The sequence below is a fragment of the Nocardioides sp. Soil796 genome (genome assembly GCF_001429525.1).
Lineage (GTDB): Bacteria > Actinomycetota > Actinomycetes > Propionibacteriales > Nocardioidaceae > Nocardioides.
The window spans coordinates 59,664-81,781 of sequence record NZ_LMSQ01000018.1 but is presented as its reverse complement, the minus strand read 5'-3'; the positions used below and the strand labels follow the sequence as shown (position 1 = coordinate 81,781).

Annotated in this window: 21 protein-coding genes; 10 read left to right on the top strand and 11 right to left on the bottom strand. The window is 69.9% G+C overall.

Annotation, left to right across the window (positions count from 1 at the left end; all coding sequences use genetic code 11):
- Window positions 1-3: 3 nt before the first annotated feature.
- Entirely contained in the window at window positions 4-624 is a 621-nt protein-coding gene (locus ASH02_RS11845; protein ID WP_056681409.1) for an L-threonylcarbamoyladenylate synthase, read from the top strand.
- A gap of 39 nt (window positions 625-663) precedes the next feature.
- Here the strand turns inward: ASH02_RS11845 and eccCa are convergent, their stop codons facing one another.
- A complete protein-coding gene (gene eccCa, locus ASH02_RS11840; RefSeq protein ID WP_056681408.1) occupies window positions 664-4,635 on the bottom strand; it encodes a type VII secretion protein EccCa in 3,972 nt (1,323 codons plus the stop codon).
- Between the two features lie 120 nt (window positions 4,636-4,755).
- On the opposite strand from eccCa, the gene eccD reads away from it, so the two are divergent.
- Window positions 4,756-6,147, top strand: a complete 1,392-nt coding sequence (gene eccD / locus ASH02_RS11835) for a type VII secretion integral membrane protein EccD (RefSeq protein ID WP_056681407.1) — start codon at window positions 4,756-4,758, stop codon at window positions 6,145-6,147.
- A 27-nt stretch (window positions 6,148-6,174) separates the two neighbouring features.
- On the opposite strand, the gene ASH02_RS11830 is transcribed toward eccD, so the two are convergent.
- Genes ASH02_RS11830 through ASH02_RS11820 form a run of 3 tightly spaced genes read right to left on the bottom strand, consistent with a single transcriptional unit; the run spans window position 6,175 to window position 8,466 of the window.
- A complete protein-coding gene (locus ASH02_RS11830) occupies window positions 6,175-6,738 on the bottom strand; it encodes a dihydrofolate reductase family protein (RefSeq protein ID WP_057294825.1) in 564 nt (187 codons plus the stop codon).
- Between the two features lie 16 nt (window positions 6,739-6,754).
- Entirely contained in the window at window positions 6,755-7,393 is a 639-nt protein-coding gene (locus ASH02_RS11825; RefSeq protein WP_057294824.1) for a hypothetical protein, read from the bottom strand.
- Window positions 7,390-8,466, bottom strand: coding sequence for a type VII secretion protein EccE (locus ASH02_RS11820; protein ID WP_057294823.1), 1,077 nt, complete (start codon window positions 8,464-8,466; stop codon window positions 7,390-7,392). The genes ASH02_RS11825 and ASH02_RS11820 overlap by 4 nt, the downstream gene beginning before the upstream one ends.
- An 81-nt stretch (window positions 8,467-8,547) precedes the next feature.
- On the opposite strand from ASH02_RS11820, the gene eccB reads away from it, so the two are divergent.
- From eccB to ASH02_RS11800, 4 genes are all read left to right on the top strand, one after another.
- Complete coding sequence (gene eccB / locus ASH02_RS11815) at window positions 8,548-9,915, top strand: type VII secretion protein EccB (RefSeq protein ID WP_056681404.1); 1,368 nt, start codon at window positions 8,548-8,550, stop codon at window positions 9,913-9,915.
- Window positions 9,916-10,058: 143 nt separating this feature from the next.
- Complete coding sequence (locus ASH02_RS11810) at window positions 10,059-10,373, top strand: WXG100 family type VII secretion target (RefSeq protein ID WP_156388501.1); 315 nt, start codon at window positions 10,059-10,061, stop codon at window positions 10,371-10,373.
- 11 nt (window positions 10,374-10,384) lie between these two features.
- Window positions 10,385-10,672, top strand: a complete 288-nt coding sequence (locus tag ASH02_RS11805) for a WXG100 family type VII secretion target (RefSeq protein ID WP_056681402.1) — start codon at window positions 10,385-10,387, stop codon at window positions 10,670-10,672.
- Between the two features lie 178 nt (window positions 10,673-10,850).
- Entirely contained in the window at window positions 10,851-11,513 is a 663-nt protein-coding gene (locus ASH02_RS11800) for a hypothetical protein (protein ID WP_156388500.1), read from the top strand.
- A gap of 82 nt (window positions 11,514-11,595) precedes the next feature.
- Here ASH02_RS11800 and ASH02_RS27385 read toward each other — a convergent pair whose 3' ends face one another.
- Both ASH02_RS27385 and ASH02_RS11790 read right to left on the bottom strand, forming a co-directional pair.
- Window positions 11,596-12,630, bottom strand: coding sequence for a collagen-like protein (locus tag ASH02_RS27385; RefSeq protein WP_056681400.1), 1,035 nt, complete (start codon window positions 12,628-12,630; stop codon window positions 11,596-11,598).
- Window position 12,631: 1 nt separating this feature from the next.
- A complete protein-coding gene (locus ASH02_RS11790) occupies window positions 12,632-12,973 on the bottom strand; it encodes a hypothetical protein (protein WP_056681399.1) in 342 nt (113 codons plus the stop codon).
- A 287-nt stretch (window positions 12,974-13,260) separates the two neighbouring features.
- On the opposite strand from ASH02_RS11790, the gene ASH02_RS11785 reads away from it, so the two are divergent.
- Both ASH02_RS11785 and ASH02_RS11780 read left to right on the top strand, forming a co-directional pair.
- The gene (locus ASH02_RS11785) at window positions 13,261-14,070 is read left to right on the top strand and encodes a 2OG-Fe(II) oxygenase (RefSeq protein WP_082563771.1); all 810 of its coding nucleotides are present in this window, start codon (window positions 13,261-13,263) and stop codon (window positions 14,068-14,070) included.
- Between the two features lie 7 nt (window positions 14,071-14,077).
- Window positions 14,078-14,797 (top strand): SDR family oxidoreductase, encoded by a 720-nt coding sequence (locus ASH02_RS11780; RefSeq protein ID WP_056681398.1) that lies wholly within the window; start codon window positions 14,078-14,080, stop codon window positions 14,795-14,797.
- A 12-nt stretch (window positions 14,798-14,809) separates the two neighbouring features.
- Here the strand turns inward: ASH02_RS11780 and ASH02_RS11775 are convergent, their stop codons facing one another.
- From ASH02_RS11775 to ASH02_RS11760, 4 genes are all read right to left on the bottom strand, one after another.
- A complete protein-coding gene (locus ASH02_RS11775; protein ID WP_056681397.1) occupies window positions 14,810-16,060 on the bottom strand; it encodes a S8 family serine peptidase in 1,251 nt (416 codons plus the stop codon).
- An 88-nt stretch (window positions 16,061-16,148) separates the two neighbouring features.
- Window positions 16,149-16,616, bottom strand: coding sequence for a DUF6542 domain-containing protein (locus tag ASH02_RS11770; RefSeq protein WP_200951141.1), 468 nt, complete (start codon window positions 16,614-16,616; stop codon window positions 16,149-16,151).
- A gap of 155 nt (window positions 16,617-16,771) precedes the next feature.
- Complete coding sequence (locus tag ASH02_RS11765) at window positions 16,772-17,896, bottom strand: DNA recombination protein RmuC (RefSeq protein ID WP_056684831.1); 1,125 nt, start codon at window positions 17,894-17,896, stop codon at window positions 16,772-16,774.
- 74 nt (window positions 17,897-17,970) lie between these two features.
- Window positions 17,971-18,951 (bottom strand): GlxA family transcriptional regulator, encoded by a 981-nt coding sequence (locus ASH02_RS11760; protein WP_056681396.1) that lies wholly within the window; start codon window positions 18,949-18,951, stop codon window positions 17,971-17,973.
- Window positions 18,952-19,021: 70 nt separating this feature from the next.
- On the opposite strand from ASH02_RS11760, the gene ASH02_RS11755 reads away from it, so the two are divergent.
- Together ASH02_RS11755 and ASH02_RS11750 are read left to right on the top strand one after the other, a co-directional pair.
- Window positions 19,022-20,338 (top strand): MFS transporter, encoded by a 1,317-nt coding sequence (locus ASH02_RS11755; RefSeq protein WP_235532567.1) that lies wholly within the window; start codon window positions 19,022-19,024, stop codon window positions 20,336-20,338.
- An 81-nt stretch (window positions 20,339-20,419) separates the two neighbouring features.
- Window positions 20,420-21,181 (top strand): potassium channel family protein, encoded by a 762-nt coding sequence (locus ASH02_RS11750; RefSeq protein WP_082563943.1) that lies wholly within the window; start codon window positions 20,420-20,422, stop codon window positions 21,179-21,181.
- 106 nt (window positions 21,182-21,287) lie between these two features.
- Here ASH02_RS11750 and ASH02_RS11745 read toward each other — a convergent pair whose 3' ends face one another.
- A complete protein-coding gene (locus tag ASH02_RS11745) occupies window positions 21,288-22,079 on the bottom strand; it encodes an exodeoxyribonuclease III (protein ID WP_056681393.1) in 792 nt (263 codons plus the stop codon).
- Between the last annotated feature and the right edge of the window lie 39 nt (window positions 22,080-22,118).

Here is a 22,118-nt window from a genome sequence, read left to right as displayed (position 1 = left end):
ACGATGGCGCGCTACCTCGACGTACACCCGGAGAACCCGCAGCAGCGACTGATCGACCAGGTCGTCGAGCAGCTGCGCGACGACGCGCTGATCGCGTACCCGACCGACTCGGGCTACGCGCTGGGGTGTGCCCTGGGCAACCGTGACGGCCGCGACCGAATCCTGCGGATCCGCGAGCTCGACGACAAGCACCACTTCACCCTGATGTGTCGCGACTTCGCCCAGCTCGGCCAGTTCGTGCACGTGAACAACACGGCGTTCCGGGCGATCAAGGCCTCGACGCCGGGGCCCTACACCTTCATCCTGCCGGCGACCGGCGAGGTGCCGCGGCGGCTGATGCACCCGAAGAAGCGCACCGTGGGCGTGCGCATCCCGACCTCGCCGCTGGTCCACGCGCTGCTCGACACTCTCGGTGAGCCGCTGCTGACCAGCACGCTGATCCTGCCGGGCGAGGACGAACCCCGCACGCTGGGCTGGGAGATCAAGGAAGAGCTCGACCACGTCGTCGACATCGTGATCGAGGCCGGTGAGGTCTCGGCGCAGCCGACCACCGTCATCGACTGGTCGGGCGACGCGCCCGAGATCGTGCGCGTCGGCGCTGGAGACCCCACGCGCTTCGAGTGACGGCGTGCGTGCCGCCACACGGCGTACGCCGGTCAGCGGTCACTTGGTCATGATCGGGGTCTGGATGACCTTCACGCCGGTGCGCCGGTCGACCAGCTTGCCTCGGCCCTGGGGCTGGGGCTCGAACTTGTTGCCGTGCAGCACCGCGCCCTCCTCCTTGGAGCCGGAGAGCAGCAGGCCCGGCGTGCCGAGCTCCTTGAGGCGCTTCTGCAGCGGCTCGAAGCTGCCGCCGCCCGAACCGCCGGCAGAGCGTGTCAGCACCACGTGGAGGCCGATGTCGCGGGCCTGCGGCAGGAACTCCAGCAGCGCGTGGAGCGGGTTGGGCTGGGCGGCCGCGATCATCTCGTAGTCGTCGATGAGCACGAACAGCTTGGGCCCTTCCCAGCGCGGCACCTCCTGCGCCGTCGGGTCGACCTTGATGCCGGCGAGGCGGTCACGCATCGCGGAGGCGATCTGCTTGACCATCTCGGGCGCGTCACCGGAGTTCGTCACGTAGGCGAGCTGGTGCCCGGTCGTGACCGCGCCGATCATGCCCCAGCGGTAGTCGAACGTGACGATCTTCGCCTGCTTGGGATCCCAACGTGTCGTGATGCCCCGGGCGATGGCCCGCAGCACGTTGGACTTGCCGGACTCGACGTCGCCCAGGATCAGGAAGTGCGGCTCGGCGTCGAAGTTCACGAACACCGGCGAGAGCGTGTCCTCGTCGAGGCCGAGCGGCAGCGCCGACTTCTCCTCGTCGGGCACGGGCAGCTGGTCGTACGGCATCTTCCGGGGCAGCAGTCGCACCTCCGGCGCCTCGGGGCCGGTCCACGCGTTGCGCACCCGCTTGACCATGTCGGCCACGCCGTCGGCGACGTCGTCGGAGCTGGAGGACCCGTCGATGCGCGGGAGTGCGGTCAGGTAGTGCAGCTTGTTGACGCTCAGGCCGCGTCCGGGCATCTTCTCCGGGACGTTCTTGGCGGCCCTGCGGTCCACGTCGGACTCGGCGGGGTCACCCAGTCGCAGCTCGAGGCGCTGGCCGATGAGGTCGCGAAGGGCCGGCCGCAGTTCCATCCAGCGCTGGATCGAGACCACCACGTGCACGCCGAAGCCGAGGCCACGCGTGGCGATCTTCGTGATCTGGGCTTCCATCGCCTCGTGGTCCTGGCGCACCGTGCCCCAGCCGTCGACGACCAGGAACACGTCGCCGAACCCGTCACCCGGCTCCGCGCCGGAGGCCACCATGCGGCGGTAGGTCTGCATCGAGTCGATGCGCTTGGCGGTGAAGTGCGCCTCGCGTCCGTCGATCAGCGCGTTCATCTCGGAGACCGTGCGGCGCAGACGCTCGGGGTCCATGCGGGTGGCCACGGAACCGACGTGCGGCAGGTCGGAGAGACCGCTCAGCGTGCCGCCACCGAAGTCGATGCAGTAGAACTGCACCTGCTGCGGCGTGTGGGTCAGGGCCAGGCCGCTGATCAGCGTGCGGAGCAGCGTGCTCTTGCCGCTCTGCGGACCGCCGACCACGACCGCGTGCGAGCTGGCCAGGCCGACCCACAGGGGGTCACGACGCTGCTCGAACGGCTTGTCCTCGATGCCGATCGGCGCCGACAGCATCCGCGAGTTGTCCCACTGCCCGGGGCGCAGACCGTGTTCGGTCTCGGCGAGCGGGGGAAGCAGGTCGTTGAGGGACGGCGACTCGTCGAGCGGCGGCAGCCACACCTGGCGTGCCGGGGTGCCGCGGCCCTTGAGCCGGTCGACCATGATCTCCATCAGCGTCTCGCTCGGCCCGGTCGGCTCGGCCTCGGGCGTCGTGTCCTCCGGCTCGACCTCCTGCTGGCGCGGCTCGAGGTACGCGACCTCGTAGGGCAGCACGTAGCCGCCGACCGCAGACTCGCTCAGCCCCGCACCGACGGCGTTGGGGTTGCGCTTGTACGGCGCGGAGACGTAGGCCGCACGGAACCGCACGAGGCCCTCGCTGGCCTCCTTGAGGTAACCGTGGCCGGGAGCACTGGGCAGCTCGTAGGCATCGGCGACACCGAGCACCGTGCGACTCTCCATCGCGGAGAACGTGCGCAGCCCGACCCGGTAGGACAGGTGGGTGTCGAGGCCGCGGAGCTTGCCCTCCTCGAGGCGCTGTGAGGCGAGCAGCAGGTGTACGCCGAGGGAGCGGCCGAGTCGGCCGATCATCACGAACAGGTCGATGAAGTCGGGCTTGGCGCTGAGCAGCTCGCTGAACTCGTCGACCACGATGAACAGTGAGGGCATCGGGTCCAGGGGAGCGCCCTGTTCACGGGCCTTCTCGTAGTCCTTCAGCGACGAGTAGTTGCCGGCGGCGCGCAGCGCCTCCTGACGGCGCACCATCTCACCGGCGATGGCGTCCTTCATGCGGTCGACGAGGATGAGCTCGTCCTCGAGGTTGGTGATCACCGCCGAGGTGTGCGGCAGGACGTCCATGCTGGCGAACGTGGCACCACCCTTGAAGTCGACCAGCACGAAGTTGAGCATCTCGGGGGAGTGGGAGACGGCCAGTCCGAGCACGAGGGTGCGGAGCAGCTCGGACTTGCCGGATCCGGTGGCACCGATGACCAGGCCGTGGGGCCCCATGCCGCCCTGCGCCGACTCCTTGATGTCGAGGTCGACCGGGTGGCCGGTGGGCCCGACCCCGATCGGCACCCGGAGCCGGTTGCGGGCCGCCCGGGGGCGCCACGTGGTGTCGGTGTCGATGTTGTGCGGGTCGCCGAGACGCAGCAGCTCGGGGAGGGTGACGTCGACGGTGAGCAGGTCGGTGGGGTCGTTCTCGGCGCCGGCGGACATGCGGTAGCGGGTCATGGCGCGGGCCAGCGTCGTGCACTCCGTGGTGGAGAGCGCGTCGGGGGCGCCCAGCGGGGAGCGGGTGATGTCTCCCGAGGTGCCCTCCTTGCGCACGATCGAGACGGTGCCCTTGCGCAGCTCGAGCTGCAGCACACCGGAGGAGTGCTCGGTGGGCAGCACGCCGCGCAGGTCGACCACGGTCACGCCCTGCACCAGGCCGGCGGCCAGCTGGGCTTCAGGCGGAACGCGTCCGCCGTCGAGTACGACGACGAGGTGCGGGCCGTCGGACGCGGCATCGGCACCGAACCGCGGACGGCTGCTCAGCAGGTCACCCAGCCGCGCCTCGATGGCGATCAGGTCGTCGCGGACCAGTCGCACCTGGCCGACGGCGTCGGTGTCCTCGGACAGGGCGTGGGGCAGCCACTTGAGCCATTCCCAGTCACTGACCGTGTTCTTGCCGGCGCAGACGGCGATGCGGACGTCGTCGGGCGACTGCAGCGTGGCCAGCTGGGCGATCATCGCCCGCGCCATGGCACGGGTCTGGTCGACCTGCCCGTTGAGGCTGATCAGGCCGAAGGCACGCAGCGACACGGCCACCGGGAGGTCGGGGACGGACTTGTGGGTGCCGACGAAACGACGCAGCGCGCCTGCGGAGATCGGCTCGAGGTCCTCGACCGGCTTGGTCTCCGGCGTGACCAGCGTGACCGCCAGCCGCTGCGGGCCGCGACCGATGCGGACGGCGAGATGGTCGACATCGGTGGCACGGCGCTCCCACAGCCGGGTGCCGAGTGCGAGGCACCAGAGGGAAGCGGGGTCCGGGTGGTGCCACAGGGCTGCCTTGCGCTGCTGCTCGACGGCCTTGCGGACGCGGCGGCGTACCTGCACGAGGTAGCGCTGGTAGTCGCGGCGGTCGCCGTCGAGCTTGCGGCGCTTCTCGCCGGACTGGCGTCCGATGTTGCCGACCATCATGCCGGCGAAGGCGACCGCCATCATGCCCATCGCGAGCATCATGATCGGGCTGCCGCCGGTGCCGCCGCGCGCCGTCATCATGAGTCCCATGCCGCCGGCGCCGGCCAGCATCGGCAGCATGGTCAGCGCCTGGCCGACCCCGCCGCCCTGGGTGGTCTCGGGCAACTCAGGGGGTGACTCGAGGACGATCTCGCCGCGTGGTTCCCGCGGCGCGCGCTGCCGAGCCGGCCGCTTGAACAGTTGCGTTCCCACACACACCTCCCGAGTCAGCCGGTGCGGCGTGTTCGACCCGCACCGGTGGAAACCACCCTCGATGGTCCACAATGCTGGTGACAATACCGGGCGCGGACCCGGATGACGTCTGGAGGTGTGATGGCTGCGAGCACGATGTCGAGTCTGTGCCGGCTGACGGTGATGACCACGAACACGCGAGTCGATCTCGCGGTGCCACTGGACCTGACCGTTGCCGAGTTGCTGACGAACCTGGTGGGGACCCTCGGCCCAGAGGTGGCCGATCAGGGTGCCGCGGCCGGCGGTTTCGTCCTTCAGCGCACGGGGGAGGCGCCGTTCGACCCAGCCCTGACCTTGCGGGCAGGGCAGATCAGCGACGGCGACCTGCTCCACCTGCGCATGCGCGCGACCCAGTTGCCCGAGGTGGCCTACGACGACGTGCTCGATGCCGTCGCCACCGGTGTGCTCACCAAGTCGGCGCGGTGGTCCGACGCCCACACCGCACGGGCCTGCACCTGGTTCGCGTCGTTGTCGATCGTCTTCGTGCTCTTCGCCTGCCTGCTCTCGGGTCCGTCGTGGATCGCTCCCGCGGCCATCTCCGGAGCCCTGAGCCTGCTGCTGCTCGGCGGCGCGGTCGCCCTCGACCGGGCCTACGCCCAGCCCGGGCCAGCCCTGGTGGCGGCCGGCTTCTCGATCGCCACGGCCTTCGCGGCGGGCGCCATGGTGGTCGGTGGCGACGAACGCGTGTGGTCGTTCGGCGCGACCCAGCTGTTGCCCGGTGCCGCTGCCGCGGTGCTCATCGCCCTGGTCAGCCTGGTCATGCTGAGCCGCGGCGTCCCCGGCTTCACCGCCGTGATCGGCAGCGGTCTCCTGGCCGCGATCGGTTCTGCGGCCGCCGGTTTCGGCGACCTCGACGTCGCGGCGACGGCCGCATTCACCGCGGGCGTGGCGCTCCTCCTGTCACCGATGATCCCGATGGTCGCGTTCAAGCTGTCCCGACTGGCGCTGCCGTTCGTCCCGACCGGTGCCGACGACCTGCGCAACGAACGCACGACCGTCGACGGCACCCGCGTGCTGGGGCAGGCAGTCCGGGCCGACCAGTTCATGACCGGCATCGTGGCCGCACTCGCCGCTGCGGTCGGTGGCGGTGCGGTGTTCCTCGCCTCCGCCGGAACCGTCGAGCAGGTGCTGGCCGCCGTCCTCGGTGGCATCGCACTCTTCCGGGCGCGCCTGTTCACCGGTCGCTCGCAGCGCCTGTCGATGCTGATCGCGGCGGCGGCTGCCGGCGTGGCCGTGCTGGCCGGGCTGTCCGCCGACGCCGAGCCGCTCGTGCGACTGCTCGTCCTCGTCGTACCCGTCGCTGCACTGGCCCTGGCCATGTTGGCCCTCGTGGTGGTCCTTCCGGGTCGCCGTTACGCCCCGCCGACCAGCCGTGCCGCCGACATCTTCGAGTCGCTGCTGGTGCTGTCCGTGCTGCCGCTGATCCTGGGCATCGTCGGGGTCTACGGCAAGATCCGCGAGATGGTCGGCTGACGTAGTCGATCGGGGGCGGGAAGGCGCTCAGCGCCTGGTCTCGTACCTGCTCAGGACCACCCCGCCGGGAAACGTACGCGTCTCCACGAGGTTCAGGTTCACCCAGCTGTCCAGCGCGGTGAAGAACGGTGTGCCGCCGCCCACCAGGACCGGATGGGTCACGATCGTGTACTCGTCGACCAGCCCGGCCCGCATGGCCGCGCCGGCGAGCATGGCACCACCAACCCGCATCGGCTCGCCGTCCTCGGCCTTGAGCCGGGTGATCTCCGCGACCGCGTCGCCGGTGACCACGCGGGTGTTCCAGTCGGCCCTCTCGATCTGCGAGGAGAAGACCACCTTCGGTGTGTCCCGCCAGTTCCGCGCGAACTCGACCTGCGCCGGGCTGGCATCGGGCTGCTGGTCGCCGGTCGGCCAGTGAGAGCTCATGGCCTCCCACAGCTTGCGCCCGTACAGCAACAGGCCGGTCGCCAGCTCCTCGTCGAGCCACCACTGGAACAGCTCGTCGCTCGGCACACCCCAGCCGATGTCGTCACCGGGCGCAGCGACGTAGCCGTCGAGTGTGAGGTTCATGCCGTAGACCAGTTTCCGCATCGCGCCCTGCCTCCTGTCAGCCGCGCAGGGCGTCGCGTTCGCCCGGCGTGGCCTCGAGGCGCACCAGCTGCACGCTGCCTCGCGCCACGACGGCGACCGCGTGCGGCGGTACGACGGTCAGGGACGCGGCCGCGTCACCCAGGTTGAAGACCCGGCCGGCCGCGTTGGCCAAGGTGGTGCTCAGTGCGCCGAAGAACGCCACGTCGGCGTTGCCGAAGCTCGAGAGCCGTGCCGCGTCCGCCTCGTCGTGGCCCTCCGGCAGGTTGCGGAGATCCAGCAGGCACTGCCAGTCGGAGACCTCCGCGAGCGGGCGAGGCTCGTCGGGCCGGTCCTCGATGACCAGGCCCGGGCCCTGGATCGCGGGCGGCAGTGGTCCGTTGGCCGGCACCAGCCGGGTGTCGGAGCCGTTCCGCAAGGTCGGTGCCCAGGCCGCCTCGCGGTTGGTGACGATGCGCACCGCGACACCGGACACGGCAGCGCGCAGCGACATGAGCTGGGCGGCGTAGGGTCCCGAGAACACCACGATCCGGGTGCCACGGGGCCGGAGCAGGCGCAGCGTCAACGGGCCGGACTTGTTGCGGCCGAGGAACACTCCGGTGGTCGGTGCCGGTACGACGTGCTCGGGCATCAGGGGCTGCCGCCAGGCGCGGCTCATGCTGCCTCCGCCGAGACGCCGAGCAACGTGGTGGCCTTGAGCAGTGGCACCTGCTCACCGAGGACCCGGTTGATCCGCAGCCCGAGGTCACGGCTCACCGAGTCGAGATGGTCGACCGCACCCTGCACCACCTCGGTCGGGCCGCTGAGGCGCAGCAGGAGCAGCAGCGTGGGATGGCGGTGAAGCGGTCCCGGCTGCAGGACCGCACTGGTCGCCACGATCGGCACCGGGAGCACCGCGGCCAGCTGGTCGAGCTTGGTCACCGCGTCGTCTCCCGAGACCGCGAAGGTCATGGACATGGACCCCTCCAGTCGGACGTCGTTGAGTGATTCGGTGGCCGAGGGCAGCGTGCCGTCCGGGGACATGGGCACGGGCCCGAGACAGCTCGCGCTGTCCATGGCCACGACCTTCTCGGTCAGGCGGCGGACCTCCACGCCCGCCGAGGCCAGCACCTCTTCGGCGCGCAGGACGCAGCGGCGCAGGATCTGGTGGATCGCGGCGTGCCCGCCGCGTTGTGCGATCACGTCGGCGGCGTACACGGTGTCGAGCGTCAGCACCAGGTGCCGCATCGCCAGGCGGGGCGCGGGTGCGACCGGGCCGGCCGGGTTGCCCGCCGTGGCCGGTGCCGTCATCGTGACGAGCCGGACGCTGGAGAGCGGGACGTCCTCGACGGTGAGCAGCGTGGCCAGTCGCTCCAGCGGGATCGGGGCGTCGTCGTTGAACACACCGGCCAGCGGAAGGGCCAGCGGCACCGACCATGTCGTGGCGTCGCGGATCGCGCCGACCGGTACGCCGCCACCGGCGGTCGGAACGCTGACGACCTCGTAGGAATCACCAGTCAGGGATGCGATTCCCTGGCCGCGGAGCCGCGATCGACGCGAGCGCATGGCCAGCCAGGATCGCACCACCTGGTGGAGACCGCGTCGGCGTACGGACACCAGGGCCAGTGCCGCGGCGACCACGGCGACGACGCCGCCGGCGGGCATCCAGATGCCCTTGAACGCGACGGCGACCAGTGCGGCGGCAGCCGCAATCTCCAGCAAGACCAGGCGGGGGCGCGAGAGGAGTGACATGAGGGTGAGTATGCCGGACCTCTATGGTTGTCCTCGACCTATGGTGATTGCCGTTCTTGTCCGGTTCCGAGTGAAGGGGGCGTGGTGCAGACCCGCCGCGATCAACTGCACGCGTATCGCTTCATGACCCGACGTGCCATGTCGGCACTGGTCACGGGCGAACCCGACTCCGTCGAGCCGCCGATGCGACGGCTCACCGTGATCACCATCAGCGGGATCATGATCGCCATCGTGGTCGCCGCGGTGTTCGCCGTGATCGGCATCCTGAAGGGCGGCGGCGGAGACGCCTGGCGCGAGGAGGGATCGGTCATCGTCGAGGAGGAGACCGGCGCCCGCTTCGTGATGATCGACGGAAAGCTGCACCCTGCCGTCAACTACGCCTCGGCCGTGCTGTCCACCGGTGCCAGCAAGCTGGTGGAGGTCCACCACGTGCCGCGGTCCGACCTCGACTCCGTGCAGCGATCGACGACGATCGGCATACCTGGCCTGCCCGATTCGATGCCCTCGCAGGAAGAACTCGTCCGCGGCCCGGTCACGGTCTGCTCACAGGCCGAGGCCGAAGGCGTCAACGTCAGCGCCGTGGTCCACGTCCAGGTGGGCGGCGACTCGTCCTCGCAGCCGCTGGACCCTGATGAGGCTCTCTACGTCGAGTCGTTCGACGGCGAGCGGTTCCTGCTCTTCCAGGGTCGACGCCATCTGGTCAGCGAGACCGTCGAGCCCGCCCTGCAGATCACCCAGGACCCCGTGAAGGTGGGCAGCGCCTTCCTCACCGCGATTCCCGTCGGCACACCGTTCGAGACGCCGTCGATCGACCAAGCGGGCTCGCCCACCGAGGAAGCCGGGCGCTCCATGCTGGTCGGCCAGGTGATCGAGGTCGACGACGGCACGTTCCGCGTCGTACTGCCCGACGGCATCGCCACCATCACCGACGTACAGGCCAAGCTGCTCCGCACCGCGAAGCTCGACGGGCAGCGCCGCGACCCCGTCCCGATGTCCCTCTCCGACGTGCTCGACATGCGTGAGTCCGACGGCATGGACGGCGAGATGGAGGGGCTGCCCTCGGCGATGCCATCACAGTCCTCCGCCGCGTCGACCGCATCGGGTGCCTGCGTCGTCTTCGACGAGGACTCGTCGGCCCTGCGGCTGGCCGTGCCCACGGACAGCCAGGCCGGTACGCCGACCAGCGAGTCAGACGCCTCGAAGCACGGCAGCGCCGACGACGTCTCACTCTCACCCGGCGTGGGACTCATCGCCAGCACCCCCGCCAGCAACATGGTCTACCTGATCGGCGAGCCGGGGGAGGCCTACCCCGCGCAGGGGATCGGCACCCTGGCCAGCTTCGGCTACGACGGCGACGACGCCGTGGAGATTCCGGCCGAGCTGCTCGGCGTCATCCCACACGGGGACGCGCTCGACCCGGCCCGGGCCCGGCTTCCGCTCCAGCAGTGAGCCCACCCGACAGTGAGCCTGAACGCCGGCTGATGCCGGCGGCCGGATCCGGCACGACCCTGTTCTCTCGCAAGTTGCCGGTTTAGGCTCTCGGGAGATGGGAATTGGTACGTCACCGACCACTCAAATGGAGAGGAAGTACCGTGTCCGGATTCAATACCAGTCAAGAGGCGATGGCCGCTGGGGCGGCCCACGTCGACGAGGCTACCCAGCAGGTGCAGGGCCACATCAACACCCTGCGAACCGAGATCGAGACGATGCTGGGCGGATGGGGTGGCGGCGCTGCGACCGCGTTCCAGAACCTCCACCAGAACTTCGAAGGCCAGGCGAACCGCATCAACAGCTCGCTGCAGTCGATGCAGGAGGCCCTGGTCTCCACGCGTACGACGTACGCCGCACAGGAGGAGCAGGAATCCTCCAACATCACCAACCTGTCCAGCCAGATCAACGAGATGTGAGGTAGTAGGTCATGAGTGAAATCAAGGTCAACTTCGGATCCCTCGAAGCTGGTAAGGCCGGCATCCAGAAGACCCACGGTCAGCTGGTCTCCACCCTCGACGACCTCGAGGCGAACCTCCAGCCCATGCTGCAGACCTGGGACGGTGCGGCTCGCGAGGCGTACTACCAGTGCAAGCAGGAGTGGGACAACGCCGCCGCGCAGATGGCGACCACCCTGGGCCAGATCGGCACGCTCGTCGGTTCCGCCCAGGAGAACTACCAGCAGGCTGAGGGCACCGCCACCAACATGTGGCAGTGAGCTGACGCTCGCCGTACGACGCCGCAGCACTGCGGCCGCTATGTGCCCCGACTCATTCCATGGGTCGGGGCACACGCATGTCCGGACCTGGGGGATGAAAGCCCTGTGTCCGGACGGTACCGTCGGGGTCATTCCGCGCCCCGACCACGGGCGACGACTCGACAGCGAGGATGAAGACATGAAATTTCTCGGGCTGCTGGTTTCCCTCGTCATGGCGTTGGGGCTGACCGCGTGTGGTGATGACGACTCGGGCAACGGCGACAAGGGGAGCAAGGGTGGCAGCGGTGACGGTGGCTATGCCCAGCCCGAGGGCCCGGCGCCCGACCTGTCCACGCTCGAGGGCGGGACGACGCCGCTCAAGGCCGCCAACGGCGGCGCCTACCCCGACGCCTGTTCGGTGTTGAGCGAGGAGATGGTGCTGAAGCTGTTGCCGGCCGCTGGAGAGGACGGCGAGGCCGGCGTGCAGCGCTCGTCGGAGGACCAGAACGGCACGCCCTACATGTGCCAGTACTTCTCCGGCACGGCCGACGACGAGAACGTGGGATTCATCATCGTCAGCTTCGACCAGAACGCCGCGGTCGTGGACCGCGCCGTCGTCGAGGATGCCTTCAACTCCTCGAAGGAGGCGGCGGCCGACGACGAGGACTTCGTCGACTACAAGGACGAGCTCGGCGCGGGTTCGGACGCCTTCTTCGACGGCGTGAAGGTGAACGTCCTGGTCGGGGGGATGATGTTCGACGTCACCGCCAGTGGCACTGAGCCCTCGAAGGACGACAAGGCGCTGTGGCGGGACAACGTCGATGTGCCGGTGGCGGAGAACATGCTCTCCCGGTTGCAGTAGCACGTACCCAGGCAGACACAGAAGTGGCGCCCTACCCGCAGTGCGGGTAGGGCGCCACTTCTGTGTCGCGGTGGGGCTGAAGTCACTCGCCTTCGATGACCGAGGACGGTGCGTCCGGGTTGCCGCCCCAGACGTCGTCGTCCTCACTCAGCCAGGTGGAGCGGTCGGTCTCGCCCTCTTCACCGCCGCCACCGCCCCTGCCCGGCATCATGCCGGGGCCGGGGCCGGGGCGTCCGCCGGCGCCCATGGTGCCGACCGACGGACCGGTGCCCGGTCCGGGTCCACCGGGACCGGCAGGTGAACCGGGGCCGGGGCCGCCCGTGGGCAGGCCACCCGGCGAGAGACCGCCGGGACCGGGGCCGGGGCCACCGGGACCGAGGCCGGCCAGGTTGGAGCCGGTGTCGAGCCCGGGTCCGGGAGGTCCAGGAGGACCAGGAGGACCAGGAATGGGGCCGGGAGGACCAGGAATCGGTCCGGGCGGTCCGGGAGGTCCGGGCGGACCGGGAATCTCCGGGCCGGGGATGGGTCCCGGAGGCCCAGGCGGGTGTGGACCGGGAATGGGTGTTCCGGGTCCGGGGGGTCCGGGAGGTCCGGGCGGTCCCGGAGGTCCGGGCGGTCCGGGAGCCGGGTTGGTCCCCGGCGTGTTCACCTCGGCGTTGGACGGCAGCTTGTCGAGGCCGTTGTGGTTGATGTTGTCGAGGAGCGTCTGGTAGCGGGTTCCCGCATCGCCGCCGGAGTTCTTCGCGGTGTTGAACGCCTCTCCGACGCCCGACATGCCCTCGTGCACCTGGCGGGACGCAGTCGACAACGAGCCGGAGGTGAGGTGCAGCTGCTCGAGGTTCTTGATCGCCTTCTCGGCGGTGTCGCCCTCCCAGTTGGCCTCACGAGCCTTCTGGATGGCCGTGTTGAGCTGCTGCTCGATCTGGTTGAGGGTGCCGTGGATCTCCTTCCACGTTCCTGCCTTGTTGAGGATCTTGCCCTCACTGACCAACGCCAGCTGCTCGTTGAACCAGTCCTCGTCCGTTCCGGCGGTGCCGCCCTCGACGAACAGGAAGCCGCCGGGGTTGTGGAGCTCGACGTTGACGTAGCTCTCGCCACTGGTGTCGAAGCCAGCCATGTCAGCCTCCCACGTTCGGCGGAACCGGAGCGGTGCTCGTGCTCGAGTTCTGCTGGTTGGCGGCCTGTTCGTTGGCCTTGTCGGTTCCGTGGAGCGTGTCGATGGTGGAGCGCATCGCTGCGTGCACCTCGGCGGCCTTCGTCCTCAGGTTCCCGACGTGGATCTTGACCGCATTGGTCACATCGCTGACTTCGCCGCCGAGGTAGGACCAGCCTCCCTCGGAGTCGGACAAACCCATGTCCGACATGATTTCTGCTGAGTCGTCCATCGATCCCAGGCCGTGGGTGTCCCCATCGATGATGCCCGGGATACGTGCCAGGGCTTCGTAGGCCTCCTCCAGCACGTCAGGATCGAACCTGGTTCCTGTCCCCATAGTCTTCCGTCCCAGTTGTCGGGGCGCCCTCGCACTCGCAAACCCAGTGGCTCCGGTCGTGTGTGGTGCGCCGTGGTTCAGTTGGTGATCGCTGGCGTACCCACTGTCCAGCGGATCAAACCCGAGATTAGGCAGGCGAGCATGAAGTGTCGAGCCCGACGCACAGTCGAACCGGCGGTTGTGCTCTCGCAGGTTTCGGAGCGAAAGTCCGTGGGAAGCGTCGCGACCATGACACCCCTCACGATCGGGTCCGGCTCATGACGGCGTCGGCCCAACTCACTCGCACCGGAGAAGGTTGGTCGGCACTGCCCGACCCGCACAGCCTCGGCGACGTGCTCGCGCATCGCCGGTGGGTACGACGCCGCAGGCCGTTCGACCACGTCGTCTCGACCGACGTGTTCACCCCGGACTTCTACGGCCAGCTCCACGACCAGGTGCAGGGCATCCTGGACGACCCGGAGATGTTCGCCCGCAACATGCCGGGCTACGACGCCTCGTCATGCGAGCTCAAGACGCACCGCGAGGGCCCGCTCGGCGTGTTCACCTCCCGGGCCTGGCACGACACGTTGGCCGGCATCTGGGGAGTCGAGGCCACCGGCGACGTCTCCGCCACGCTGCATCATCACGCACCCGGCGGCAAGAGCGGCTGGCCGCACAATGACCTGAACCCCAGCTGGTTCCCCGGACCGCCGCCGAAGAGCGACGAGATCCAGATGGTCGAGAACGACCTGGTCGATCACCAGCGCGGCACCCGTGCGGAAGGTGTCGAGGCTCGGGAGAACGTCCGCGCGGTCGCCGTGCTGTTCTACCTCGGCAACCCGGCGTGGTCTCCGGGCGACGGTGGCGAGACCGGGTTGTTCGAGTCGGCCAGCGCCGCCGCGCACGGGCCCTCGGCCGCGGTGCCGCCGATCAACAACTCCATGGTGATGTTCGAGTGCACGCCCTTCACCTGGCACTCGTTCCTGACCAACCGGAAGCCGCGCACCTCCGTGGTGATGTGGCTTCACCGGACCAAGGAAGATGCCGTTTCGACGTGGGGGGAGCAGAGCATTGTCCACTGGGGATGAACGTCGCGTGTGTGTGCTCACCGGAGCCGGTGGGCAGCTCGGAAACGCCTTCTGCCAGAAGTACCTCAAGGACTACGACATCGTCGCGGTCTGCCGCCACCGGGCGCCGAACGTGCCCTCGCAGTACGACTCCTTCGTCGACCCGCTCGACCCGACGGCCGACGTCGACGGCGGCCGTGTGTTCGTCGTACACACCGACCTCGAGAAGGAGGGGGAGCCGGAGCACGTCGTCGACCTGGTGCTCGCGCGCTACGGACGCGTCGACCTGCTGGTCAACAACGCCGCGTTCTCGGTGTGGCACCGCAACGGGATGATCGACGGCGACGCCGCGCTCAACGACGCGGCCCGGCACTTCGCGGTGAACGTTGAGCTGCCGATGCGTCTCGGCGTACGCCTGGCCCAGAAGTTCTGGTCCTCGCGTGCCGCGGAGAACCGTGCCGCGAACCGCAACGTCGTCAACGTCTCCAGCCTTGCCGGCACGGGAATCTACGGTGGCGGCCAAGCCGTGTACGCCGCCAGCAAGGCCGCCCAGAACCAGATGACCCGGCACATGGCGCGCGAGTTCGACGGGTTCGGCGTGCGGGTCAACGGGCTTGCCCCCAACAGCTTTCCGGGCATCGTCAGCACGGAGTCCGTCGCCGACGCAGTCGTGCGACTGGACCGTGAGTCGGTCACCGGCAAGATCCTCGTCGTGGACAAGCAGACGGGCGACACCGCCACGAGCTGAACGGGCAGGCACTCAGCCTCGGGGCTGGGTGCCGTCCGCGGTGGCCCCACGCCGCTCGGCGGTGTGGCGCCAGGCGATGCTGCCGACTCCGAAGAGGAGCGCGGCGCCGAGCAGGCCCGCGGCGACGGCATAGCCCCTGTCGCGCAGCGTGTGGTCGGGCGGCTCCGGCAGGTTGGGTGCCGGGACCGCGGGAAGCTTCGCCTGCTGCGGCAGGATGCGGGAGTCGTCGCGTTCGGCGGTGATCGCGACGTAGGGGTTGACGATTCCCCAGCCGTAGCCGGCGTCGGGCACGCTCACACCGGGACGGTCTGCGGTGGCCTTGATGCGGTTGACGACCTGCTCGGCCGACAACCTCGGGTGGCGCTCACGCACCAGGGCGACGGTGGCGCTCACGAACGGGGTCGCGAAGCTGGTGCCGTCCTCGGCGTAGTAGCCCTGGATCTGGGTGGGGGCCAGGATGCCGACTCCCGGTGCGGCCACGCCGACGTAGTCGCCGGTGATGGAGAACTGCGCGATCGCGTCGTTGGCGTCGCTCGCCCCGACGACGAGCACGTTCGGGAAGTCCTTCCCCTCGGCGTACTTCGCGGGATAGAGCGCCGGGACGCCCTGGCCGTCGTTGTTGCCCGAGGCGGCCACGACGACGATGTCTGCCGCCTTGGCATGCTCGACCGCCGCCCGCAGCTCGGGGGTGTCGGGGGACTGGAGGGACAGGTTGATCACGTCGACCTTCGCCGCGATGGCGGCCTCGATGCCCCGGGCCACCGCCGCGGCATCGCCGCCGACGTCCTGGCTGCTGGAGTCGCGGTACTTGATCGGCATGATCGTGGCGTCGGGTGCCAGGCCCTCGAAGCCGACGCCGTCCTCCTGCTGGGCCGCGATGATGGCCGCGACCCGGGTGCCGTGGCCGTAGTCCTCACAGTCGTTGACGTCCGTCGCGCCGTACCCGCCGCCACCCATCACGTTGGTGGGCTTCGTGGACTCGAGGCTGCTCACCTGCGGCTGGTTGTTGACGTTCAACCCACTGTCGACCACTGCGACGGTGATGCCGGCTCCGGTGGCCAGGGCGTGGACGCGTTCGAAGCCGAGGCGCTCCTGGGCCCAGGGGATCTCGGCGGAGGCGGGGAAGCCGGGCTTGACCGTGCACCCACCGGGCTCGGCGACCGGGGGAGGGGCAGCCCAAGCGGGCCCGGACAGTGCGACCAGGCCGACGATCAGTCCCGAGACCAGGCGCGCGCGTCTTCTCAGCGCTTCTGACGTCCTCACCCGAGTCAGGGTAGTCACCGCCGCGACATCGACAACAGCCGGGCGCACGACGTGCGGCCTTCGACGGCGTACGCCGAGGTCGACGGCCTCAACGATCGAGCAGGGTCCGGTCGCCGGTCCGCGGACGCGGCGGGACGATCTGTACGGGCCCGGCCGCGCGCTTGCGATAGACGTGCTGCCGCATGGCGAGCACCCCCAGGCACAGGGCGTAGCCGAGGATCAGTGCGCCCGAGTGGTGCGCCAGCCCCGCGACCACGGCCTGGACCGTGCCGTCGCCCTTGGCGGCGATGACTCCGGGCGAGGCAAGGCCGAGGAGGCTGAAGATGCCGAGCATCAACAGGGGAGGCAGCACGCCGACGGTGAAGAAGTCGGCCTGGCGCACGCGCAGCGCCATCGTCACGCACAGGGCGACGAAGGCCAGGTCGAAGAGCCAAGTGATCTCACGGTGGACGGCGAGGTCGGCCAGAACGGCGGTGAGCGCGACGGCGATCCCGAGAGCGGCAACCAGCCGTCCGGGTTCGGTGCCCTCTTCCCAGAGGGTGCGCGCACGGGCCACAGGGCCACGGTAGGACCGGGAACGCCTGCGCGAGGCGCGCCGCGCCGGTCGAGGCCTGGCCCGGGTCGCCCGACGCGCACCCGGTGCGCGCTCACGAGGGTCGGTCACGGGCAAAGACTAGTCGACCCATTACGGAGGCGCCGGCCGAATGCCGCCTAGCCGATCTGGCGATCGTCCGCGGGACCGGCCTCGCCGGGCACGGGAAGATGCAGCTCGGGGCGAGGGTCGGCCACCACGTCGAGCAGCTCGGTCGCGGTCAGGGGACGAGGCGTGTCGGTGACCGGCTCCACGGCCTCGAGGGTCTCGCCACTGACGCCGAGCTCCTCGAAGCGTCGCGCGGTGACGAACACCCGCGACTCGAGGGACCCGACGGCACGGTTGTAGGCCTCGACCGATGCCTTGAGGGAGCGGCCCACCTTGTCGAGGTGGCCGCCCATGACACCGAGGCGGGAGTGGAGGTCGCGCCCGAGGTCGTGGATCTGCCGGGTCTGCTCGGCCAGGCGCTCCTGGGTCCACCCGTGGGCGACCGTCTTGAGCAGGGCGATCAACGTGGTGGGTGTGGCCAGCACGACGTTGCGGGTGGCGGCGTACTCCAGGAGGGAACGGTCGCCGTCGAGGGCGGAGGAGAGGAACGCCTCTCCGGGCAGGAAGAGCACCACGAACTCAGGGGTGTCGACCAGCGCCTGCCAGTAGCGCTTGGTCGACAGGGCGTCGATGTGGGCACGCACCTGGCGGGCGTGGCGGGCCAGATGGGCTTCGCGGACGTCGGCGTCGTCGGCCTCGGTGGCAGTGAGGAACGCGTCGAGGGGCACCTTCGAGTCGACCACCACGTCGCGACCGCCCGCGAGGTGGACCACCATGTCGGGGCGCAGGGCGGCGCCGTCGACCACGACGTGATGCTGCTCGGTGAAGTCGCACCGGTCGACCAGGCCGGCCAGCTCGACCGCGCGGCGCAGCTGCATCTCGCCCCACTGGCCGCGCACCTGCGGCTTGCGCAGGGCGGTCGAGAGCGAGGCGGTCTCACGGCGCAGGCCCTCGGCCGAGTGGCGCACCTCCTCGACCTGTTGGCGCAGCTGGCCCTGCCACGTCGCCCGGTTGTGCTCGAGGTCGCGCATCTGGTCGGCCAGCCGGTCGAGCCCGTCGCGGACCACGGTGTCGTCGGCGACCCGGCGCTCGAGGGCGGCCACCGCCTCACCGCTGTCGGTCGGTCGGCCACGGTTCCACAGCACCCCGATGACGACGCCGAGCACCAGCCCCACGATCAGCAGCAAGATCTCCATGACCCCGAGCATGCACGAGGCCACCGACAATGCCGTTCAGGACGCGGCGTTCGACGCGGCGCCCGGGCCCCGCGTCAGCCGACGAGCGGAGCCGTGCCCCGGAACGTGCGACGGTAGGCGGTCGGCGAGACTCCGGCCACGGCACGCAGGTGCTGCCGCAACGAGGCGCCCGTGCCGAGCCCGGCCTTCGCCGCGACCATGTCGACCGACAGGTCGGAGGTCTCGAGCAGGCGCTGGGCGTAGCGGATGCGTTGGACGATGAGCCAGGCACCGGGGGAGTGCCCGGTCTCGGCGCGGAAGCGTCGGGCGAAGGTGCGCACACTCATGCGCGCACGGGTCGCGAGCTCGCTCACGGCGATCGGCTGGTCGAGATGGGCGAGGGCCCAGTCGCGCGCCGCGGCGGTCGACTCGTCCACGGCCTCGGGCAACGGCTTCTCGATGAACTGTGCCTGGCCGCCGTCGCGCCACGGCGGCACGACGCAGTAGCGCGCGACGTGGTTGGCCACCTCGCTGCCGTGGTCGCGGCGCACGACGTGCAGGCAGAGGTCCATGCCGGCGGCCAGTCCGGCCGAGGTGAGGACGTCGCCGTCGTCGACGAAGAGCGCGTTCTCGTCGAGGTCGACGTGCGGATAGAGAGCGCGGAAGCTCTCGGCGTGCGACCAGTGGGTGGTGGCCGGACGGCCGTCGAGCAGTCCGGCCGCGGCCAGGACGAAGGCGCCGGTGCAGATCGACATCAGTCGGGTGCCGGGCCTGATCAGGGCGAGGGCATCGCGAAGGTCGTCGGGCAGCACGCCGTGCCGGCGCGGGCCGTCGATCTGGGTGCCCGGGACGATCACGGTGTCGGCCGCGGCGAGTGCGTCGACGGTGCTGTGCGGGGCGATGTCGTAGCCCGCCGAGGTGGGGACCGGTCGACCGTCGAGGCTGGCCACCGTCACGTCGTACCGCGGCTTGCCCGGGTCGGTGTTCGCGGTGCTGAAGACCAGGGTCGGGATGACCAGGTCGTAGCCGATCACCGGGGGCAGGGCGAGGACGACGACGCGGTGCGGAGCGCTCATGGCAGGATTCTTCCACACATTGGCAATTCGGCCACTCGTCGGTCGTGCTCCGGTCAGCGAGGATCTACGGGTGATCGATTCCGAGACCGTTCCCGAGCGCGCCCCGAAGTCGTACCGCGTGCACCCCGCGTGGACCGTCGCGGTGGTCGCGTTCGTGACCCTCGTGGGCGCGGCCGCTTTCCGCTCCGTTCCCGGCATCCTGCTCGATCCTCTGCACCACGAGTTCGGCTGGGCGCACGCCACGATCGGCTCCGCGGTCTCACTCAACCTCGTGCTCTTCGGACTGATCTCTCCCTTCGCGGCCGCACTCATGGACACTTTCGGCGTACGACGCGTGGTGGTCCTGGCACTGTTGCTGGTCTCGCTCGGCAGCGGACTGACCGTCTTCATGACCCAGCCGTGGCACCTCGTCGCGACGTGGGGGCTGCTCGTCGGAGTCGGCACCGGGTCGATGTCGATGGCGTTCGTCGCCACCGTCACGAGCCGCTGGTTCGTGGCGCGACGGGGCCTGGTCGCGGGCATCCTCACCGCCGGCTCCGCCACCGGCCAGCTGATCTTCCTCCCGCTGATCGCCATGGTGGCCGGCGAGCACGGCTGGCGCACCGCCTCGCTGCTGGCAGCCGGTGCGGCGCTGGCCGTCGTACCGATCGTCGCCTTCTGGCTGCGCGACCACCCGCACGACCTCGGCATCACGGCGTACGGCGCCACCGCCGAGGACCCGGGACCCGACCGACACAGCGGTGCCGGGTCGAGTGCCGGGCGGGCGATCCGGGTGTTGATCGCTGCCCTGGGTTCGCGCACGTTCTGGCTGCTCAGCCTGGGCTTCGCGATCTGCGGCATGTCGACCAACGGGCTGATCCAGACCCACTTCGTGCCGGCTGCACACGACCACGGCATGCCCACGACCCTGGCCGCCGGGCTGCTCGCGGTGATCGGCATCTTCGACGTCGTCGGCACCATCGCGTCAGGTTGGCTCAGTGACCGGGTCGACCCGCGGCTGCTGCTGGTCGTCTACTACCTGCTGCGGGGCTTCTCCCTGATGCTGCTGCCGTCACTGCTCGGACCGAGCGTGGAGCCCCCGACGTGGGCGTTCATCGTGTTCTACGGGCTCGACTGGGTGGCCACGGTGCCACCCACCGTCCTGCTGGCGCGCGAGGCCTTCGGGGCCGACGGTCCGATCGTGTTCGGCTGGATCTTCGCCTCGCACCAGCTCGGTGCCGCCGTCGCCGCGACGGGAGCCGGCTTCATCCGCGACGTGCAGGGCACCTACGCGCCGGCGTTCGTGATCACCGGTGCGCTGTGCCTGGTGGCGGCCGTCGCCTCGGGTGCGATCAGGCGAGTCCCGTCGGCGGACCCGGCCTCACCCGAACCGGCGCTGATGGACTGACCCGCCGGGAGAGACGGCCGGACGGGCGGCCATTGGGCGAGGCGCTGTCACAGACACCTTCCCTTTGCCATGCTGACCGCCATGACTGAGGACAGGCGCACCCACTGGGAACGGGCCGCGGAGTGGCCCCTGACCGGGCTGGCCCTTCTGTTCCTGGCCGCCTACGCGTGGCCGATCCTCGAGCCCGACACCCCGGCCTGGTGGGTCACGGCGTGCCAATGGATGACCTGGATCGCGTGGGCTGCCTTCACCGTGGACTACCTGGCGCGGTGGTTCCTGAGCCACGATCGACGCGGCTTCGTCCTGGGCAACGTGCTTGACCTGTTGGTCGTCGTGCTGCCGATCCTGCGACCGCTCCGCCTGCTTCGACTGGTGAAGCTGCTGGGCGTCCTCAACAGGCACGCGGGTAGCTCGCTTCGTGGCCAGGTGATCGTCTACGTGACCGGCGGGACCGGGCTGGTCCTCTTCGTCGCCGCCCTCGCCGTGCTTGACGCCGAGCGCGGTGCGGAGGGAGCGAACATCGGCACCTTCTCCGATGCACTGTGGTGGGCCATGACCACCGTGACCACGGTGGGATACGGCGACCAGTTCCCGGTGACGACGACGGGACGCTTCGTCGCGGGTGGCCTCATGGTTGCCGGTATCGCCCTGCTCGGAATCGTGACGGCGTCGTTCGCATCCTGGCTGCTCGACCGGGTGTCGGAGGTGGAGGAGGAGTCGAACGCGGTCACCCGCCGCGACCTCCGCGCGCTGACCCGTGAGATCGCCGCGCTCCGGGCCGAGGTGGTCGCGTTGCGCTCGGGTGAGGTAGCGGGCCAACCTCTGCCGCATCCAGAATCCTGAGGCGGTCACCTGGCGAACTCGGGGCCGACGCCGGCTCAGCGGTGGCCCAGCGCTGTTGCGGGGCGTGTCGACGACACTGGGCTACCGCTGAAGGCCGCGTGAAGGGTCAGGAGATGTCGACGACGACGGGGGCGTGGTCGGACGGGCTGCCCTGGCCCTGCGCAGGGTCGCGTTCGTCGGTGTCGATGCGCGCCCCGGTCACGCGTGCCGCGAACGACGGGGAGCCCAGCACGAAGTCGATGCGCAGGCCCCGGTTCCGTTCGAAGCGCTGCCGGTAGTAGTCCCAGTAGGTGTAGACCTCGGGCCCGGGCGTGTGCGGGCGTACGACGTCGACGTACCCGTCGTCGATGAACGACTGGAACGCCTCGCGCTCGGGGACGGTGACGTGGGTCGAGTTCTTGAACTGCGCCATGTCGAAGACGTCCTCGTCGAGCGGCGCGATGTTCCAGTCCCCGACGAGTGCGGTGTCACCGGTGAGCCAGTCGCCGCCGGCCGCCGCGCGCAGACGGGTCAACCAGTCCAGCTTGTAGGCGTAGTGCGGGTCCTCGATCTTGCGACCGTTCGGCACGTAGAGCGACCAGATGCGTACGCCGCCGCACACGGCGCCGATCGCGCGCGCCTCGGAGGCCAGCGGGTCGCCGAACTGTGGCATCTCCTCGAAGCCGACCTGGACGTCGTCGAGCCCGACGCGGCTGATCAGGGCCACGCCGTTCCACTGGTTGTAGCCGGCGGCCGCGACCTCGTAGCCCAGGGACTGCAGCCCCATCAGGGGCAGCTGGTCCTCGCGGGCCTTGGTCTCCTGCAGGGCGAGCACGTCGATGTCGTGGCGTTGCAGGAATGCCTCGACGCGATCGATGCGGCTGCGGATCGAGTTGACGTTCCAGGTGGCGATGCGCATGCGGCGAATCTACGTGGCGTGCGCGGGCGGGCGGCGTAC

What these genes read in the sequence shown, in the direction of transcription:
- ASH02_RS27385 (WP_056681400.1), bottom strand. Translation starts at nt 12,630, where the DNA reads ATGGCTGGCTTCGACACCAGTGGCGAGAGCTACGTCAACGTCGAGCTC.
- ASH02_RS11750 (WP_082563943.1), top strand. Translation starts at nt 20,420, where the DNA reads ATGACTGAGGACAGGCGCACCCACTGGGAACGGGCCGCGGAGTGGCCC.
- eccD (WP_056681407.1), top strand. Translation starts at nt 4,756, where the DNA reads ATGGCTGCGAGCACGATGTCGAGTCTGTGCCGGCTGACGGTGATGACC.
- ASH02_RS11825 (WP_057294824.1), bottom strand. Translation starts at nt 7,393, where the DNA reads ATGAGCCGCGCCTGGCGGCAGCCCCTGATGCCCGAGCACGTCGTACCG.
- ASH02_RS11830 (WP_057294825.1), bottom strand. Translation starts at nt 6,738, where the DNA reads ATGCGGAAACTGGTCTACGGCATGAACCTCACACTCGACGGCTACGTC.
- ASH02_RS11820 (WP_057294823.1), bottom strand. Translation starts at nt 8,466, where the DNA reads ATGTCACTCCTCTCGCGCCCCCGCCTGGTCTTGCTGGAGATTGCGGCT.
- ASH02_RS11760 (WP_056681396.1), bottom strand. Translation starts at nt 18,951, where the DNA reads ATGAGCGCTCCGCACCGCGTCGTCGTCCTCGCCCTGCCCCCGGTGATC.
- ASH02_RS11800 (WP_156388500.1), top strand. Translation starts at nt 10,851, where the DNA reads ATGAAATTTCTCGGGCTGCTGGTTTCCCTCGTCATGGCGTTGGGGCTG.
- ASH02_RS11805 (WP_056681402.1), top strand. Translation starts at nt 10,385, where the DNA reads ATGAGTGAAATCAAGGTCAACTTCGGATCCCTCGAAGCTGGTAAGGCC.
- ASH02_RS11845 (WP_056681409.1), top strand. Translation starts at nt 4, where the DNA reads ATGGCGCGCTACCTCGACGTACACCCGGAGAACCCGCAGCAGCGACTG.
- ASH02_RS11785 (WP_082563771.1), top strand. Translation starts at nt 13,261, where the DNA reads ATGACGGCGTCGGCCCAACTCACTCGCACCGGAGAAGGTTGGTCGGCA.
- ASH02_RS11745 (WP_056681393.1), bottom strand. Translation starts at nt 22,079, where the DNA reads ATGCGCATCGCCACCTGGAACGTCAACTCGATCCGCAGCCGCATCGAT.
- ASH02_RS11765 (WP_056684831.1), bottom strand. Translation starts at nt 17,896, where the DNA reads ATGGAGATCTTGCTGCTGATCGTGGGGCTGGTGCTCGGCGTCGTCATC.